Origin of the sequence: Nostoc sp. 'Lobaria pulmonaria (5183) cyanobiont', from assembly GCF_002949795.1 — a bacterium.
Lineage (GTDB): Bacteria > Cyanobacteriota > Cyanobacteriia > Cyanobacteriales > Nostocaceae > Nostoc.
The window spans coordinates 3040904-3057203 of record NZ_CP026692.1 but is presented as its reverse complement, the minus strand read 5'-3'; the positions used below and the strand labels follow the sequence as shown (position 1 = coordinate 3057203).

The 16300-nt window shown below is 43.5% G+C and carries 14 protein-coding genes; 10 read left to right on the top strand and 4 right to left on the bottom strand.

What is annotated here, in order from left to right; all coding sequences use genetic code 11:
• Nucleotides 1-347 precede the first annotated feature (347 nt).
• Both NLP_RS13230 and NLP_RS13220 read right to left on the bottom strand, forming a co-directional pair.
• Nucleotides 348-800, bottom strand: a complete 453-nt coding sequence (locus tag NLP_RS13230; RefSeq protein ID WP_104906795.1) for a leucine-rich repeat domain-containing protein — start codon at nucleotides 798-800, stop codon at nucleotides 348-350.
• A 537-nt stretch (nucleotides 801-1337) separates the two neighbouring features.
• Nucleotides 1338-1967 carry a DUF4126 domain-containing protein gene (locus NLP_RS13220; RefSeq protein WP_104906793.1) on the bottom strand — a complete coding sequence of 210 codons (630 nt, stop codon included), beginning with the start codon at nucleotides 1965-1967 and terminating at the stop codon, nucleotides 1338-1340.
• A gap of 437 nt (nucleotides 1968-2404) precedes the next feature.
• Here NLP_RS13220 and metH point away from each other — a divergent pair, with 437 nt between their 5' ends.
• The 4 genes from metH to rpmB all read left to right on the top strand — a co-directional run bounded on the left by metH (nucleotide 2405) and on the right by rpmB (nucleotide 9690).
• Entirely contained in the window at nucleotides 2405-5965 is a 3561-nt protein-coding gene (gene metH, locus NLP_RS13215) for a methionine synthase (protein WP_104906792.1), read from the top strand.
• 363 nt (nucleotides 5966-6328) lie between these two features.
• Nucleotides 6329-6970 (top strand): class I SAM-dependent methyltransferase, encoded by a 642-nt coding sequence (locus NLP_RS13210; RefSeq protein ID WP_104906791.1) that lies wholly within the window; start codon nucleotides 6329-6331, stop codon nucleotides 6968-6970.
• Nucleotides 6971-7320: 350 nt separating this feature from the next.
• Nucleotides 7321-9309: a molecular chaperone HtpG gene (gene htpG, locus NLP_RS13205; RefSeq protein WP_104906790.1), complete on the top strand. Its 1989-nt coding sequence runs from the start codon at nucleotides 7321-7323 to the stop codon at nucleotides 9307-9309.
• Nucleotides 9310-9453: 144 nt separating this feature from the next.
• Nucleotides 9454-9690, top strand: a complete 237-nt coding sequence (gene rpmB / locus NLP_RS13200; protein ID WP_104906789.1) for a 50S ribosomal protein L28 — start codon at nucleotides 9454-9456, stop codon at nucleotides 9688-9690.
• 219 nt (nucleotides 9691-9909) lie between these two features.
• Here rpmB and NLP_RS13195 read toward each other — a convergent pair whose 3' ends face one another.
• A complete protein-coding gene (locus tag NLP_RS13195) occupies nucleotides 9910-10416 on the bottom strand; it encodes a DUF1993 domain-containing protein (RefSeq protein ID WP_104906788.1) in 507 nt (168 codons plus the stop codon).
• A 399-nt stretch (nucleotides 10417-10815) separates the two neighbouring features.
• Here NLP_RS13195 and ffh point away from each other — a divergent pair, with 399 nt between their 5' ends.
• The 5 genes from ffh to NLP_RS13170 all read left to right on the top strand — a co-directional run bounded on the left by ffh (nucleotide 10816) and on the right by NLP_RS13170 (nucleotide 15002).
• A complete protein-coding gene (gene ffh, locus NLP_RS13190; protein ID WP_104906787.1) occupies nucleotides 10816-12279 on the top strand; it encodes a signal recognition particle protein in 1464 nt (487 codons plus the stop codon).
• A 212-nt stretch (nucleotides 12280-12491) separates the two neighbouring features.
• Nucleotides 12492-12752, top strand: a complete 261-nt coding sequence (gene rpsP / locus NLP_RS13185; RefSeq protein ID WP_012409382.1) for a 30S ribosomal protein S16 — start codon at nucleotides 12492-12494, stop codon at nucleotides 12750-12752.
• Nucleotides 12715-13149 carry a KH domain-containing protein gene (locus NLP_RS13180; protein WP_104906786.1) on the top strand — a complete coding sequence of 145 codons (435 nt, stop codon included), beginning with the start codon at nucleotides 12715-12717 and terminating at the stop codon, nucleotides 13147-13149. The genes rpsP and NLP_RS13180 overlap by 38 nt, the downstream gene beginning before the upstream one ends.
• A gap of 396 nt (nucleotides 13150-13545) precedes the next feature.
• The gene (locus NLP_RS13175) at nucleotides 13546-14499 is read left to right on the top strand and encodes a PhoH family protein (protein ID WP_104906785.1); all 954 of its coding nucleotides are present in this window, start codon (nucleotides 13546-13548) and stop codon (nucleotides 14497-14499) included.
• A gap of 98 nt (nucleotides 14500-14597) precedes the next feature.
• Entirely contained in the window at nucleotides 14598-15002 is a 405-nt protein-coding gene (locus NLP_RS13170; RefSeq protein WP_104906784.1) for a ChuX/HutX family heme-like substrate-binding protein, read from the top strand.
• A gap of 5 nt (nucleotides 15003-15007) precedes the next feature.
• Here NLP_RS13170 and NLP_RS13165 read toward each other — a convergent pair whose 3' ends face one another.
• Nucleotides 15008-15346, bottom strand: coding sequence for a carbon dioxide-concentrating mechanism protein CcmK (locus tag NLP_RS13165; RefSeq protein ID WP_104906783.1), 339 nt, complete (start codon nucleotides 15344-15346; stop codon nucleotides 15008-15010).
• A gap of 115 nt (nucleotides 15347-15461) precedes the next feature.
• Between NLP_RS13165 and NLP_RS13160 the strand changes: the two genes are divergently transcribed.
• Nucleotides 15462-16262, top strand: a complete 801-nt coding sequence (locus tag NLP_RS13160) for a DUF6816 family protein (RefSeq protein ID WP_104906782.1) — start codon at nucleotides 15462-15464, stop codon at nucleotides 16260-16262.
• Nucleotides 16263-16300: the final 38 nt, after the last annotated feature.

Below are 16300 nucleotides of genomic sequence, written 5' to 3'. Positions count from 1 at the left end.
GGTATCTAAACAATAATCGCTATAATACCTTAATTCTAGTCAAATATACGCTATTAGTATATGTTGGAATGCTAAGTAATTGTTTTAGATGCTTCCTCTGTCTAGGGAGCTATTTAAATGTTCTCAAAAACATTGCTACTGGTTCAGGTAATAGTTGATGAATTGTGTGTCTACAATTCAAGATCGCAATCTCAAATCTAAAATGGTTAGCGTTTATACTCTGCTGCGTGATGTTTGCATATCCAACCCGAAAACTAGAGATGATACTAAGACACATTCAAAGCTCTCTTGGCATTGCATGTCTATAAAATGTTTTACCCACACCTTTTTCACTAACTACTAACAGTTTATTGCCGTTGGCTATCCTCTAACTTTTCTCGAAGATAGGTCAAAATCGCCTGCGCTCCTTGCTTGACAATCTCAGGCGGCGGTGAGGTCAATTGTGGGTTGTTAGCGAGTGATAACCATGTCAAGTTGGAGAGTTGACCGATTTCTGGCGGCAAGCTACTTAATTTATTGTTAGCAAGGAATAGCACCTCCAACTTGGAGAGTTGGCTAATTTCTGGCGGTAGGCTGCTGAGTTGATTGTAATGCACGCATAGCGTTATCAAGTTGGAGAGTTGGCAGATTTCTGGCAGCAGGCTGCTTAGTTTATTGTTAGAGAGGTATAGCTCCCTCAAGTTAGAGAGTTGGCCAATTTCTGGCGGCAGGCTGCTTAGTTTATTGTTATAGAGGTTTAGATGTGTTGCTTTTTCCCTGGCAGCTTTTTCTATAATTTGCAACAGTTCTTCGTTCGTCACCTGCAAACCTCACGAACGATGTAGCAATATTTACCAGAATAGTGTATCGCAGGAAATGGGGAGTAAGGGTAGATTCGTGTGTTCTATCTACATGAAAACTGCTTTAATGTTCAAATTAGCAGGGTGCGACGCCGAATAGCCCGTCGTAGACATCGCTAACCTCGCAGTAACATTCACTCATTCACGGAGTTAAAAGCCTCATTAATGGAGTTCAAATACTCATTAATGGAGTTCAAATACTCATTAATGGAGCTAAAAGACTCATTAATGGAGTTCAAATACTCATTAATGGAGTTCAAATACTCATTAATGGAGTTCAAATACTCATTAATGGAGTTCAAATACTCATTAATGGAGCTAAAAGACTCATTAATGGAGCTAAAAGACTCATTAATGGAGTTCAAATACTCATTCACGAATATCAAAGGGTGCGTTACGCTTTCGCGCTAACACACCCGAAGACTACGATCGCTTTATAATTGCGATGTCTACGACGGGCTATTCGGCGTCGCAGTTCTGAAACCAATCCATAAGCACTTATCCCAATTCTCTTGATGGAGAGACGGTTTCGTTCGTTTGAGAAGATGGTTTATTCAAGAAGAAATTCCAGATTCTTTGAATAGCTATTATTAGAAAACCAATCACAGTCACTCCTGCTAGCACTGGGAATACTAGCGCCAGCAAAGACAGTCCGATTGCCATGACCAACTCAATGGTTGACACAATAGGATTAGTTAATCCACCCGAAACGCCTGTAGAACTTATCCGCAATGTATTCATTAATCCCTTAGTTAATCCTGCGGTTCCACCACCAGCAACTAAAGCTAACGTCCATTGCACCAGTGGATTCATCTCTGGAGCAACCGAAGCTGTTACGATTGTCCCGGTGATAAATGCCGCAGGTGTGGCAACAATATCCAGCAGATGATCCAACCAAGGAATGTAATAACCAGTAATTTCCAGCGAACAAGCGACTGCAAATACAATTACAGCTTGAGGTGTTTCCAGCCAATCAAAGTCAGTCGGCAAATCAAAATGTCCAAAAACTGAAGCCACACTCAATGCTAGCAGTGGTACAAATACTCGAAAGCCAGCCGCCGCACTCAAACTAATTCCCAGTAATAATTCAATAAATGTATTTAGATTGAACAAAGAATTTAAATCCATAGTAAGACTCAAGTTATACTCCTAGTGTTTTTTCCATCTTTGAGCTGAACGGAGTAACAACTCTAAGCTGTGATCCCAAGATAAGAAACTTGATGAAAATATTTCATCTGACTATGTGTATAATTCAGTGAAACTTGGGATAAGCCAGAAACCCCTCATGTAGAGACGCGATTTATCGCGTCTAAAAGACTGACACGTTAGAGAGACGCGATAAATCGCCGTCTCTACAAAGAATGGACTCGTCAATTATTCCTTGACAGCTTTTGCATAATTCTGTCGTCGCCAATGTTGATAAATCAGGTCAAAATGAGCGAATGGTGAGTTTCAGCAAAACTGAATTTATTAAATAGTGCCCAAAATATCACAATTTGGGAAAATAATAAAGTAAGTGGAGTATCACAAGACTCACTTGATTTGCTCATTTATTCTCGGAAAATATGACTCATCCTTTCCTTGAACGGCTGCGTAGTCCAGATAGCCCAGTCCTCGTCTTCGACGGGGCGATGGGAACCAACCTGCAAACCCAAAACCTGACTGCTGAAGACTTCGGCGGCCCACAGTATGAAGGTTGTAACGAATACTTAGTCCACACGAAACCTGAAGCTGTCGCTAAGGTTCACCGAGACTTTCTCGCTGCTGGTGCTGATGTGATTGAAACCGATACCTTTGGCAGTACGTCCCTGGTGCTGGCAGAATATGACTTGGCAGACCAAGCCTACTACCTCAGCAAGACAGCCGCAGAATTAGCCAAGCGTGTGGCTGCGGAATTTTCCACGCCAGAAAAACCCCGATTTGTGGCAGGTTCCATTGGCCCCACAACTAAACTCCCTACCTTGGGACATATTGACTTTGATACCATGAAAGCTACTTTTGCCGAACAAGCAGAGGCGCTGTGGGATGGTGGTGTCGATTTATTTCTGGTGGAGACTTGCCAAGATGTGCTGCAAATTAAAGCGGCGCTGAATGGAATTGAAGAAGTGTTTGCCAAAAAAGGCGATCGCCGTCCGTTGATGGTTTCTGTGACAATGGAAAGCATGGGCACAATGTTGGTGGGTTCAGAAATCAGTGCTGTGCTGACAATTCTGGAACATTACCCAATAGATATTCTCGGTCTAAACTGTGCCACTGGCCCAGACTTGATGAAACCACATATCAAGTATCTGGCAGAACATTCGCCTTTCATCGTTTCCTGTATTCCCAACGCGGGTTTACCTGAAAACGTCGGCGGTCAAGCGCACTACCGCCTGACACCGTTGGAATTACGGATGTCGCTGATGCATTTTGTTGAAGATTTGGGTGTCCAAGTGATTGGGGGTTGCTGTGGGACGCGTCCAGAACACATTCAACAATTGGCAGAAGCCGCTAAAGACCTGAAGCCAAAAGTTAGACAACCTAGTTTAGAACCAGCAGCAGCATCAATTTACACCACTCAGCCCTACGAGCAAGATAATTCCTTCTTGATTGTTGGCGAACGTCTTAACGCCAGTGGTTCCAAGAAGTGCCGCGATTTGTTAAATGCCGAAGATTGGGATGGACTGGTTTCAATGGCGAGGGCGCAAGTAAAAGAAGGGGCACATATCCTTGATGTCAACGTCGATTATGTGGGACGTGACGGTGTACGGGATATGCACGAATTAGTTTCGCGCATCGTTAATAATGTGACATTGCCTTTAATGCTTGACTCCACCGAATGGGAAAAGATGGAGGCGGGTTTAAAGATTGCTGGTGGTAAGTGCTTGCTGAACTCCACCAACTACGAAGATGGGGAACCGCGCTTTTTGAAGGTATTGGATTTAGCGAAGAAATACGGTGCTGGTGTAGTCATTGGTACTATCGATGAAGATGGCATGGCGCGGACAGCAGACAAAAAATTTGCGATCGCACAACGTGCATACCGTCAAGCTGTAGAATACGGCATACCTCCCACAGAAATATTCTTTGATACCCTGGCGTTACCAATTTCCACCGGGATTGAAGAAGACCGAGAAAACGGTAAGGCGACAATTGAATCCATTGGGCGAATTCGTCAAGGATTGCCTGGATGTCATGTGATTTTGGGTGTTTCCAATATTTCCTTTGGTTTGAATCCAGCCTCGCGGATGGTGCTGAACTCGGTGTTTTTACACGAAGCAACGACGGCGGGAATGGATGCAGCCATTGTCAGTGCAAACAAGATTTTACCGTTGTCCAAGATTGAGGAACGCCATCAAGAAATTTGTCGGCAGTTGATTTATGACGAACGGAAGTTTGAGGGTAATGTTTGTGTTTACGATCCCTTGGGAGAGCTTACCACAGTGTTTGCCGGGGTGACGACAAAACGCGATCGCTCTTTAGATGAAAGTCTCCCCATCCCCGAACGTCTCAAACGCCATATCATCGACGGCGAACGCATTGGCTTAGAAGAACATCTCAAAAAAGCCTTAGAAGAACATCCCCCCTTAGAAATTATCAACACCTTCTTGCTAGATGGCATGAAAGTTGTCGGGGAATTATTCGGTTCTGGACAAATGCAGCTACCCTTTGTCTTGCAATCTGCGGAAACCATGAAAGCGGCGGTGGCGTTTCTAGAACCGTTCATGGAAAAATCAGAATCAGGCAACAATGCCAAGGGAACCTTTATCATTGCCACAGTTAAAGGCGATGTCCACGACATTGGTAAAAACTTGGTGGATATCATCTTGTCCAACAACGGCTACAAGGTGATTAACCTGGGAATTAAGCAGCCGGTGGAAAACATCATCAACGCTTACGAACAACACAAAGCTGATTGTATTGCCATGAGTGGTTTGCTGGTAAAATCCACTGCCTTCATGAAAGAAAATTTGGAGGTATTCAACGAAAAGGGAATTAGTGTCCCCGTGATTTTAGGTGGTGCGGCGCTGACTCCCAAATTTGTGCATGATGATTGCCAAAAAACTTACAAAGGTAAGGTTGTTTATGGCAAAGATGCCTTTTCTGACTTGCATTTCATGGATAAATTAATGCCAGCAAAGTCCGCTGGTAACTGGGAAGATTTGCAGGGATTTTTGAACGAAGTTGAAACGGCTGAAGTTTCGACTAATGGTCACAAAGAATCAGTAACTACAACTGCTAAGGAAACAGTAGCTACTGAACCAAAAGAAGTAGATACGCGGCGTTCTGATGCTGTGGCAATAGATATTGAACGTCCTACACCACCTTTCTGGGGAACAAAGTTATTGCAGCCTAGTGATATTCCTATTGAGGAAATATTCTGGCACTTGGATTTACAAGCTTTAATTGCTGGACAGTGGCAATTCCGCAAACCAAAAGAACAATCTAAGGAAGAATATCAGGCTTTCTTAGCTGAGAAAGTTTACCCAGTTTTAGAAACTTGGAAACAGCGAATTATTGAAGAGAATCTGTTGCATCCCCAGGTGATTTACGGGTATTTCCCTTGTCAAGCCGAGGGGAATTCTCTACATATATATAACTCCGAGAACCAATCACAACAGGTTGCAACTTTCGAGTTTCCCAGACAGAAGTCTTTAAGGCGGCTGTGCATAGCAGATTTCTTTGCACCGAAGGAGTCGGGAATTATTGATGTCTTCCCAATGCAGGCGGTAACTGTAGGGGAAATTGCCACAGAGTTCGCCCAAAAGCTGTTTGCTGCCAATCAATACACCGATTATCTGTATTTCCACGGCATGGCGGTACAGATAGCGGAAGCTATAGCTGAATGGACACACGCCAGAATTCGCCGGGAGTTAGGTTTTACTGCTGATAGCGAAGCGGTAGCGAGTACTCGAGCGTCTGAACCCAACAATATTCGGGATATCTTAGCACAACGCTATCGTGGCTCACGATATAGTTTCGGGTATCCAGCTTGTCCAAATATTCAGGATCAGTACAAGCAACTAGAGTTATTGCAGACTGACAGGATTAACTTGTATATGGATGAAAGTGAACAACTTTATCCAGAACAGTCTACCACTGCAATTATTGCTTACCACCCATTAGCAAAATACTTTAGCGCATAAAATCCGACTCGTTAACCCAATACGCTTGGTGCTAGTGATATTTTGCCTCAAAGATCCCCCCTAACCCCCCTTAAGAAGGGGGGAAAAGAAACTCTAAAAGCCCCCCTTTTTAAGGGGGGTTGGGGGGATCTCCAAAGACTCAGGTGCTTCAAGAAAGGTTTGAAAACACGCCCTAACCTCTTTTCTACCTCTCCCCTTCTCTCTCCTATCAGGAGAGAGAAGGGGAGTAAGATTCAAAGCCTCTCTCCTTGTAGGAGAGAGGTTTGGAGTGAGGTTCAAATGTTACTTTGATGATTTTTCCGGGAATCCTGTAGTTGTATACGCACCAAATTTATTAATCTCTCAGTTTAGGTAGGCTTATTTATGCAACTCATCAGCTCGTTAGATATTAGAAATTCAGAATATTTATCAAAAAATCGCCTCATCAGTTACCATCACCAGTTGCGTCTAATTTTTTCACTGGGTAATCAGGTAAAAAACGTTCTGGAAATTGGGATTTTTAATTCTCTGTTAACAGACATTCTGAAGAATAATGGATACAACGTCTCTACTGCTGATGTTGACCCCAGCCTCAAGCCAGAAATAATTTTGGATTTGACTACAGATTTTTCATTACCAAAAGATAAATTTGATGCGATTGTCCTGTTTCAAGTGCTAGAGCATTTCCCCTACCCTGAGTCAGAAGAAGCATTGAGAAAACTTGCTATTGCAACTAAGAAATTTTTGGTGATTTCGATTCCCTATTGCACTCAATACCTCTCATTTCAGGTGAAAACTTCTTTCTCTGGTAGACCAAGGTATTTACTATTCAATCTCCCAAAATTCTGGAGTACAACACCAGTCTGTGACGAACATTGCTGGGAAATGGGTTTGAAAGGTTATCCCAAAAAGCGGATTTTAAACTCTGTTGCCAAAGCTGGGTTAACTGTTAAGCAAGAATTTATCGATCCCAGTTATCCATACCACTATTTTTTGGTGTTGGAGAAGAATTTTAGTAATACTTAAACAGCAATCTGGGAAGAGTGGGGAGTCGGGAGTAGGGGAATCCGAATCAGAAAATGGCGGCAAACAATGCTCAAAAAAGGTACGTAGGCATAGCCCGTCGTAGACATCGCTTAAGTTATGCTTTTAAAATCATAATTGGTATCATACCCTTCTATGTTCTCCGGGTTTATCCTGGAAAACAGATAGCTAGTACAGGTCGGCGGAAATAAACCACCCATTTGAAATGTCTAGAACCCTTACGCAATCATAATTACGAATTACGAATTACGAATTACGAATTACGCCTTGCGGTACTAAGTTGTATTACCTACTATCATCGTTTCAGATACTAACATCGAAAATTACCAATTATGCTAGAACAAGGCACTATCAGTATTCATACTGAGAATATTTTCCCGATCATTAAGAAGTCGCTTTACTCAGATCACCAAATCTTCTTGCGGGAACTGGTATCCAACGCTGTAGACGCCATCCAAAAGCTGAAAATGGTATCTCGCGCCGGAGATTATGCTGGAGACATCGGCGAACCAGAAATTGAACTTGCCATTGACAAAGATAAGAAAACCCTATCCATCTCCGATAATGGTATCGGGATGAGTGCAGATGAAGTTAAGAAATATATCAATCAGGTTGCCTTCTCTAGTGCTGAAGAATTTATTCATAAGTATGAAGGCAAATCAGATCAACCGATCATCGGTCACTTTGGTCTTGGTTTCTACTCTTCCTTCATGGTGGCGCAAAAGGTAGAAATTGATACTTTATCTTATCAAGAAGGGGCGCAGGCGGTTCACTGGTCTTGTGATGGTTCCCCAGCATTCACCTTAGAGGACTCGCCCCGAACAACTCGCGGTACTACTATTACTCTCAGCCTGCAAGGAGAAGAGGAGGAATTTCTCGAATCAGCACGGATTAAGAATCTTGTCAAGACCTACTGCGACTTCTTGCCAGTCCCAATTAAACTTGATGGTGAAGTAGTAAATAAGCAAAAAGCACCGTGGCGAGAGTCTCCGAGTAATCTTACTCAAGAAGATTATTTAGAGTTTTATCGCTACCTGTATCCTTTTCAGGAAGAACCTTTGTTATGGGTACATCTAAATACAGACTACCCCTTTATCATCAACGGGATTCTGTATTTTCCGAAAATGAGGCCGGATGTAGATGTTACGAAAGGGCAGATCAAGCTATTTTGCAATCAAGTTTTTGTTAGCGACAACTGCGAAGAAATTATCCCGCAATTTCTGATGCCGATGCGGGGTGTGATTGATAGCACCGATATTCCCCTAAACGTATCGCGCAGTGCCTTGCAAGGCGATCGCACCGTGCGGAGAATTGGTGATTACATTGCTAAAAAAGTAGGCGATCGCCTCAAAGAACTTTTCCGCGATAACCGCGAACAATACATTAGCGCCTGGAAAGACCTCGGCACTTTTGTAAAATTCGGCGCTCTCAACGACGAGAAATTCAAAAAACAAATCGAAGATATCATCGTCTTCCGCACCACCGCCAAGCTGACAGAAAAAGTTGCTGCTGAAACGCCAGTGGTTGAAGTCCAGTCTTCAGAGGGGGATGCTTGGCAAGATGTCACTCCTTCACCCAATTCTGAGAACTCAGCACCCAGCGCTCCCTATACTACGCTCAAAGAGTATCTAGAACGGAACAAAGAACGCAACGAAAATCGGGTTTTCTACAGCACCGATGGAGCAACCCAAGCTACATACATAGAACTGCACAAAAATCAAGGCTTGGAAGTCCTGTTTATGGACTCCTTCATCGATACCCACTTTATCAACTTCCTAGAGCGGGAATATCAGGATGTCAAGTTTACGCGGGTAGACTCAGACTTAGATAATACCCTGCTAGAACAAGACAAAGCTACGGAAATTGTCGATCCCAAGACGAACAAAACTCGGAGTGAGACGATCAAAGAGTTATTTGAGAAATCCCTCAACAAACCCAAACTCAATATCCGTACCGAAGCTTTGAAATCAGACGATCCTCAAGGAACACCACCTGCGATCGTGCTTTTACCAGAAATTCTCCGCCGCCTGCGGGAAATGAACGCTATGATGCAGCAGCAAACAACAGAGTTTCCTGAAGATCACATTTTGCTGGTGAATACTGCTCACCCACTGATTCAAAATCTGGCAAATATTAACCAAGGTAGTATCATTCAAGGTGACGGTCAATCGCCTACAGATCAGTTAGTCAACTTGATTTGCCAACACGTCTACGATTTAGCGTTGATGTCTCAGAAAGGATTTGACGCTGAGGGAATGAAATCCTTCGTCGAGCGTTCAAATGAGGTACTCACCAAGCTGACGGAACAAGCAAGTAAATAGTGCTGAGTGCTGAGTGGGAAGTTGGGAGTTAGGAGTTAGGAGTTATTTCTCCCCTGCTCCCCTGTCCCCTCATCTCCCCACTTCTGTTGCCTAAGACCTAAAATGGAAAGGCTGTATTAAAATAACAATCTGGAGATATTTGCTATGTCCCGTCGCTGTGAACTAACTGGTAAGAAGGCAAATAACGCTTTTGCTGTTTCCCACTCCCACCGCCGTACTAAACGCCTTCAGCACGCTAATCTGCAAAACAAACGTGTTTGGTGGGAAGGTGGAAATCGCTGGGTGAGATTAAAGCTGTCTACCAAAGCAATTAAAACTCTACAAATTAATGGTTTAGAAGCAATGGCAAAAGAAGCTGGCATTAACCTAAATCATTACTAAGTAATCTGGATTTTATAACCTGAAACTTTCGTAGGGTAGAATATAGGTAATTCGTAGGGTAACACAGCTTGTGCTACCCTACTGCCTTGTAAAGCTCGCGTTCCACTACTACTGTGTTGGATAACAATAATAGGAACTATCGGGCGACGTAAGATTTAGCCGCTATACGCTCACCCGATAGGGAGAATGGAAATCAGTTCGCTCTTATATTGCGGAGCGTTAAGGCTTGCCTAGGAAGTCTTTTTTGCCAAGCTCTACACCGCAGTGTCTGAGAATGTCATAGGTTGTTGTGACATGAAAATAAACGTTTGGCAAAACAAAATATAGGAGAAATGGCATTCCTTCAAAAGATAGGCTCTTGTCACCCTGAGTAATGGTAATTGTTTTATCTTCCGAACCATCTATTTGTTCGGATTTTAATGTGTCTAAATAAGAGATAGTTTTCTGAACACGGTCAATAAGTTCGGGCAATGTAGTTTCATTGTCCTCAAACTTGGGTGCTTCTGCCCCTGCTAATTGTGCGGCACCTCTCTTTGCTATGTCAGAGGCAATTTGTACTTGTCTTGACAATGGAAACATATCTGGGAATAGACGACTATTGAGCAACACATGCTGATCTATTTTTTTGATTTCTGCGTATGTAGCACCTTTTTCAAGAATACCTACAAGGTTATTCAGTGTGTGAATAAACACTGGTATTGAAGCTTGATACATTGAAATGATCATTGATATTTCTCCAGAAAAAGTTCTATCTTTGTATAGTTGGGGTCTTGTCAAGATAAGTGGTGCGATTCGCTCAGTCTAAATCTATCGCATCGGATAAGCGCTACAGATAATAACGCGCGATCGCCATGAAGAGGGGGAAGGGAAAATTCCATACCTTTACCTGCGCCCCTTATCCTCACAATTATTGATAAAGAGACAGAGGGGCAAAGTGCAGGAGGCAGAGGGGAAAAACTTACTGCAACTTCTCCTCTGCTTCTTCGCCAATCCGTATCTGATTGCTACAGTCGCGGTGAAAAATACTAAGCTGGTAGATAGCACGTTTAAATTTTAGCGGAAATTCCAAATCGCATTCATCGGCGGTTTAGAATTCTCCATTGGCGAACTACCTGTAATTACATTATGTTTGATGCTCTATCTGACCGTTTAGAATCAGCCTGGAAAAAACTGCGGGGACAGGACAAAATTTCTCAATCCAACATTCAAGATGCATTGCGCGAAGTGCGCCGCGCCTTGTTGGAAGCAGATGTCAATCTCCAGGTAGTAAAAGATTTTATTAGCGAAGTCGAAGCCAAGGCACAGGGAGCCGAGGTGATTACCGGCGTGCGACCTGACCAACAGTTCATCAAAATTGTTCATGATGAACTGGTGCAGGTAATGGGAGAAGAAAATGTTCCCATAGCAGAAGCCCAGGAACAGCCTACTATTATTCTCATGGCTGGGTTGCAAGGTACTGGTAAAACCACGGCTACCGCTAAGTTAGCCTTACATCTTCGGAAATTAGAGCGTAGCTGCTTGTTGGTGGCGACAGACGTATATCGCCCAGCAGCGATCGACCAGTTGGTGACGTTGGGTAAGCAAATTGACGTACCAGTATTTGAACTAGGAAACGACGCCGATCCTGTAGAAATCGCAAGGCAAGGTGTAGAACGCGGTAGGGCAGAAGGTGTCAACACAGTAATTATTGATACTGCTGGTCGCCTGCAAATTGACGAAGATATGATGGCGGAATTAGCCCGCATCAAAGCAACCGTCCAACCCGATGAAACGCTGTTGGTGGTGGATGCGATGACTGGTCAAGAAGCAGCAAATCTTACCCGCACCTTCCACGAACAGATCGGCATTACTGGAGCGATTCTTACAAAATTAGATGGTGATAGCCGTGGTGGTGCAGCGCTTTCGGTGCGAAAGATTTCGGGAGCGCCGATTAAATTTGTGGGCGTGGGTGAGAAAGTCGAGGCACTGCAACCGTTTTATCCCGATCGCATGGCATCGCGGATTCTCGGTATGGGCGATGTGTTGACCCTGGTAGAAAAAGCCCAGGAAGAGTTTGACTTAGCAGACGCTGAGAAAATGCAGGAGAAAATTTTGTCAGCAAAGTTTGACTTTACTGACTTTCTCAAGCAGTTGCGGATGCTGAAGAACATGGGTTCTCTGGGAGGCTTGATCAAGATGATTCCAGGGATGAACAAGCTTTCAGATGATCAACTCAAGCAAGGAGAAACCCAGTTAAAGCGCTGTGAGGCAATGATTAACTCCATGACTCGCCAAGAACGCCACGACCCCGATTTATTAGCTAGTTCTCCCAGTCGGCGGCGGCGGATTGCTTCTGGTTCCGGCTATAGAGAGTCAGATGTCAGCAAACTGGTGGGTGATTTCCAAAAAATGCGATCGCTCATGCAGCAAATGGGTCAAGGTGGCTTCCCTGGAATGCCGGGAATGTTCGGCGGTGGCGGTATGGGCAACGCCTTCGCCGGTGCTGGTAATCGTCCCCCAGCCCCCGGATGGCGAGGTTATGATGGTGCCCCAGCCACGAAAAAGAAAAAACCCAAAGATAAAAAGAAAAAAGGCTTTGGCAATCTTTAATCTTTAGTCATTAACTAAGGACTAATGACAAAAGACTAATGACAAATAGCAGCAAACGCTAGGCAGTGCTAAAATTAGCATTTCGACCTCAGAATTTATCAGCAGAGGAAACTAACCCTCAATTTCTCGGCAGCAGCCAGGTTTAGGTTACTTCCTCACCAATTAATTAGTTGCTAACTAATATCTAACAACAGGAGAATGATTCTTCAACCATGATCAAACTGCGCTTGAAAAGATTCGGTAAAAAGCGGGAAGCAAGTTACCGCATTGTCGCCATTAACAACCTCGCTCGCCGCGATGGCCGTCCCTTAGAAGAATTGGGATTTTATAACCCCAGAACGGATGAAGTGCGACTAGACGTTCCCGGTATCGTCAAGCGACTACAACAAGGCGCTCAACCCACTGACACCGTTCGTCGCATTCTAGTAAAAGCTAATGTTTTTGAGCAGGTCAGTGCAACAGCCGCATCATAATTTCGGAACAAAACTCCCAACAGCTAGCCCCAACTATGTTGAGCTGGTTCGGTTTTTGGTGCAGCCGTTTTTGGAATCTCCAGAGACATTAAGCGTCGATTGTGAAATTTCTCAGGCCCTCAACCGGGTTTGGGTTCGCATCGCCTTTGAAAGCACAGATAAAGGAAAAGTATTTGGTCGAGGGGGACGCAATATTCAGGCGATTCGTACAGTAATTGCCGCAGCCGCCGCCGCAGCTGGGCAATCAACATACCTGGATATCTACGGCAGCACCACTCCGGGCCGCGAGGGTATGTCTTTTGATGAAGACACAGAAGAGCGATCGCCACCGCCGACTAAGAGAGAACCGCGTGCAAATGATGGGCCTAAACCCATTGTTAAACCACGCCTCCGCTAGGTTGAAACTAAAGAGCAAATCTGAGCGGTTGTTGTTACCTCCGCTCAGAATTTTTATAAAGATGGAAAGTAGCAAAAAGATTTTTAAATCTTTTTTTGAACTCTTCACCAGTAGGAGCGTACAGCTTTGTATTGGTGTCAACTTCAGATGAAATCTTCTGAGTGCATGAGTTTTGCCCTCACCCCCGGCCCCTCTCCCATGTTGGGAGAGAGGGGCAAATTCTCTAGTTCCTCTTCTGCCAATATGGGAGAAGGGGTTAGGGGAGAGGGCAACCCTACGGCAGATTAATTTGTTGCAAAGATTTTCCAAAATGTAGGAAATAAAAGCATAATTTCGCTGTTAGCGAGAAAAAATTAACCTTTGTCAAATACAGATCCTCACCAATTAAAAAATACTATGGCAGGTGCCTTAACAATTCAGCTGCCGAATATTACCAGTGCGATCGCTCTTGGCGGAGATGGAGAAGAAAATCTCAAAATTCTATCTCGGCAAACAGGAGCCGCTTTAGTGCTACGCGGACAAGAATTAGTGATTTCTGGTACTGAAGGGCAAATCGATCTGGCTTCTCGATTAGTGCGATCGCTTGAAGACCTCTGGATTAAAGGCAATACTATTTCCAGTGCCGATATTTTAACAGCTCATCAAGCCATAGATAGCGATCGCCAAGGGGAACTGCAAGATTTACAGCGAGATGTCCTCGCCAAAAGTCGCCGGGGTGAACAAGTTCGTGCCAAAACCTTCCGCCAGCGCCAATATATCGACGCACTCCGCAGATGCGATCTCACATTTGGGATTGGCCCTGCTGGTACTGGTAAAACTTATCTCGCTGTTGTTGTTGCTGTGCAAGCACTCCTTGCTAACCAGTTTGAAAAGCTAATTTTAACTCGCCCTGCCGTTGAAGCCGGCGAAAAACTCGGTTTTTTGCCTGGAGACTTACAGCAGAAAGTTAATCCCTATCTTCGCCCACTTTACGATGCTATTTATGAATTCATCGACCCAGAAAAAGTACCCAGTTTAATGGAACGCGGTGTGATTGAAGTCGCACCACTTGCCTATATGCGGGGACGCACTCTCAATAACGCCTTTATAATTGTGGATGAAGCTCAAAATACTACACCCGCTCAGATGAAAATGGTTTTGACTCGTTTGGGTTTCCGTTCGCGGATGGTGATTACAGGCGACATGACACAAACTGATTTGCCACTTCACCAACAATCGGGTTTAGTAGTGGCTTTACAAATTTTAAAACACGTTGAAGGCATTGCCTTTTGTGAATTTTCCCAAAGAGATGTTGTGCGCCATCCTCTAGTTCAGCGTATTGTTGCCGCTTATGAACAATATGAAAAATAGGAATTGGGAATGGGGCATAGGGCATTGGGCATTAGGTATTAGTTAGGACTAATTGTTTAACCAACCACAAATGACAAATGACAAAGGACAAATAACAAATGACCACAACATTAAAAGAATTTTTAGCAGCTTGCGAGACTTTGGGAACTTTGCGTTTAATTGTTACTAGCAGCGCTGCTGTATTAGAAGCACGAGGCAAAGTAGAAAAGTTATTTTATGCAGAATTGCCTAAAGGTAAATATGCGAATATGCATACTGAAGGCTTTGAGTTTCACTTGAATATGGATAAAATCACTCAGGTGAAATTTGAAACAGGTGAAGCGAAGAGAGGTAACTTTACAACCTATGCCATCCGGTTTTTAGATGATAAACAAGAGCCTGCTTTAAGCTTATTTTTGCAATGGGGTAAACCGGGAGAATATGAACCAGGACAAGTGGAAGCTTGGGAAACTTTAAAAGAGAAGTATGGGGAAGTTTGGGAACCTTTACCAGCAGAAATTTAATACAGCTAAACTGATAAGGGTGGAGGAAATCGGATATCTGCACTGAATTGCTCGATATTAACGCTGCGATGAATCGGTAAAATATATTCTAAATTTTCGTGTGGACGGGGAATAATGTGATTAGAAAGTACCTCGCCACCATCAACTCGCAGCACAGCCTTTAATCCTGCTGTTACTGCCACATTCACCTCGCCTATAACTCCTCGAATTAACACGGTAATTCGTCCCAAATCAGTGTTTTCATAACCAACAAGGGTTACACGGGCAGCTTTACACATAGCATCTCCTACTTCCACAGCAGTGGGAATGCCATAAACTTCAATCATGCCTAATGCCAATGTCATGCTGTCACTATAATTCGGGATAGGGCTAATTATCTCACTACAAAGTTTTAATTTTTTACAGAAAATTACTTAATTTTTAATTGATAAATAATAAACGTTAAATACAAAACTGCTAATGCTTGTAATGAAGGGAATTTGGAGTTTTTGCTTGCTAGTTTTTTTCCTATTCTGGGGTGGTGAAGCTTTTGCAGAAGAGTTGTCTCAAAGGTTAGCAAATTTTCCCCAATGGGAAAAACTAACTTCAGTGCAATCGGCTTCGGGTGATTTAGTTTACCCTGAATGGATGGCTGGTACTTGGAAAGTTACAAGTACCTTAGTAGATTTAGCTGCGCCTTTAGCACCAGAGATTGTAACACCAGGATTTGAAGGTAATCGCCGACAATTAAATCAGCCTGTGAGTTTTGTAGTAAGATTTGTGAAACGGCAATCATCTATTACTGGGTTAAAAATACTTCCTCAGATAGCTTACAAATCCCAAATTTTAGTAGCAGATAGAGCATTTAATAGCTTGAATTTGGCAAGAGCTTATTTAGGGGATGAAGCAGTGTTATTAGTCAAAGTAGATCCAGATTCACCTAATCGTCAAATTACGTTCTTGCGTAGCAGTCGCCAACTAGTTTCCATTGTGACTGCACGTGCTACAGAAACTACCTCTAATTGTAAATTCATCACCACAGAAGTGTTTCAACAACTATTTAAAGGTGGCTCACGCCCCTACTTCAACTCTGTAGAATCTACTACGGCTTATCATAAACTTCCAACATCCAATCCGGCGATTGAAGCAGATCAAGTTACTGCTGTCTATCTTTCACCCCAAGATCCAGATTACTTTAAAGCTGATTCTCGACCAGTTGCTCTCTACCGCTATCGCCTCGAATTTTTCCCTCAAGAACTACCAACTACTCCTAAAGAGTGATTTGTCATCTAGCTCTTGACTACTTTGTAGTGCGTTTG

Excerpts from the sequence above, each read along its gene's own strand:
- NLP_RS13180 (WP_104906786.1), top strand. The coding sequence starts at position 12,715 with ATGTTTTTGAGCAGGTCAGTGCAACAGCCGCATCATAATTTCGGAACA.
- NLP_RS13170 (WP_104906784.1), top strand. The coding sequence starts at position 14,598 with ATGACCACAACATTAAAAGAATTTTTAGCAGCTTGCGAGACTTTGGGA.
- ffh (WP_104906787.1), top strand. The coding sequence starts at position 10,816 with ATGTTTGATGCTCTATCTGACCGTTTAGAATCAGCCTGGAAAAAACTG.
- rpmB (WP_104906789.1), top strand. The coding sequence starts at position 9,454 with ATGTCCCGTCGCTGTGAACTAACTGGTAAGAAGGCAAATAACGCTTTT.
- NLP_RS13165 (WP_104906783.1), bottom strand. The coding sequence starts at position 15,346 with ATGACATTGGCATTAGGCATGATTGAAGTTTATGGCATTCCCACTGCT.
- NLP_RS13195 (WP_104906788.1), bottom strand. The coding sequence starts at position 10,416 with ATGATCATTTCAATGTATCAAGCTTCAATACCAGTGTTTATTCACACA.
- htpG (WP_104906790.1), top strand. The coding sequence starts at position 7,321 with ATGCTAGAACAAGGCACTATCAGTATTCATACTGAGAATATTTTCCCG.
- NLP_RS13175 (WP_104906785.1), top strand. The coding sequence starts at position 13,546 with ATGGCAGGTGCCTTAACAATTCAGCTGCCGAATATTACCAGTGCGATC.
- metH (WP_104906792.1), top strand. The coding sequence starts at position 2,405 with ATGACTCATCCTTTCCTTGAACGGCTGCGTAGTCCAGATAGCCCAGTC.
- NLP_RS13220 (WP_104906793.1), bottom strand. The coding sequence starts at position 1,967 with ATGGATTTAAATTCTTTGTTCAATCTAAATACATTTATTGAATTATTA.
- NLP_RS13210 (WP_104906791.1), top strand. The coding sequence starts at position 6,329 with ATGCAACTCATCAGCTCGTTAGATATTAGAAATTCAGAATATTTATCA.
- NLP_RS13160 (WP_104906782.1), top strand. The coding sequence starts at position 15,462 with ATGCTTGTAATGAAGGGAATTTGGAGTTTTTGCTTGCTAGTTTTTTTC.
- rpsP (WP_012409382.1), top strand. The coding sequence starts at position 12,492 with ATGATCAAACTGCGCTTGAAAAGATTCGGTAAAAAGCGGGAAGCAAGT.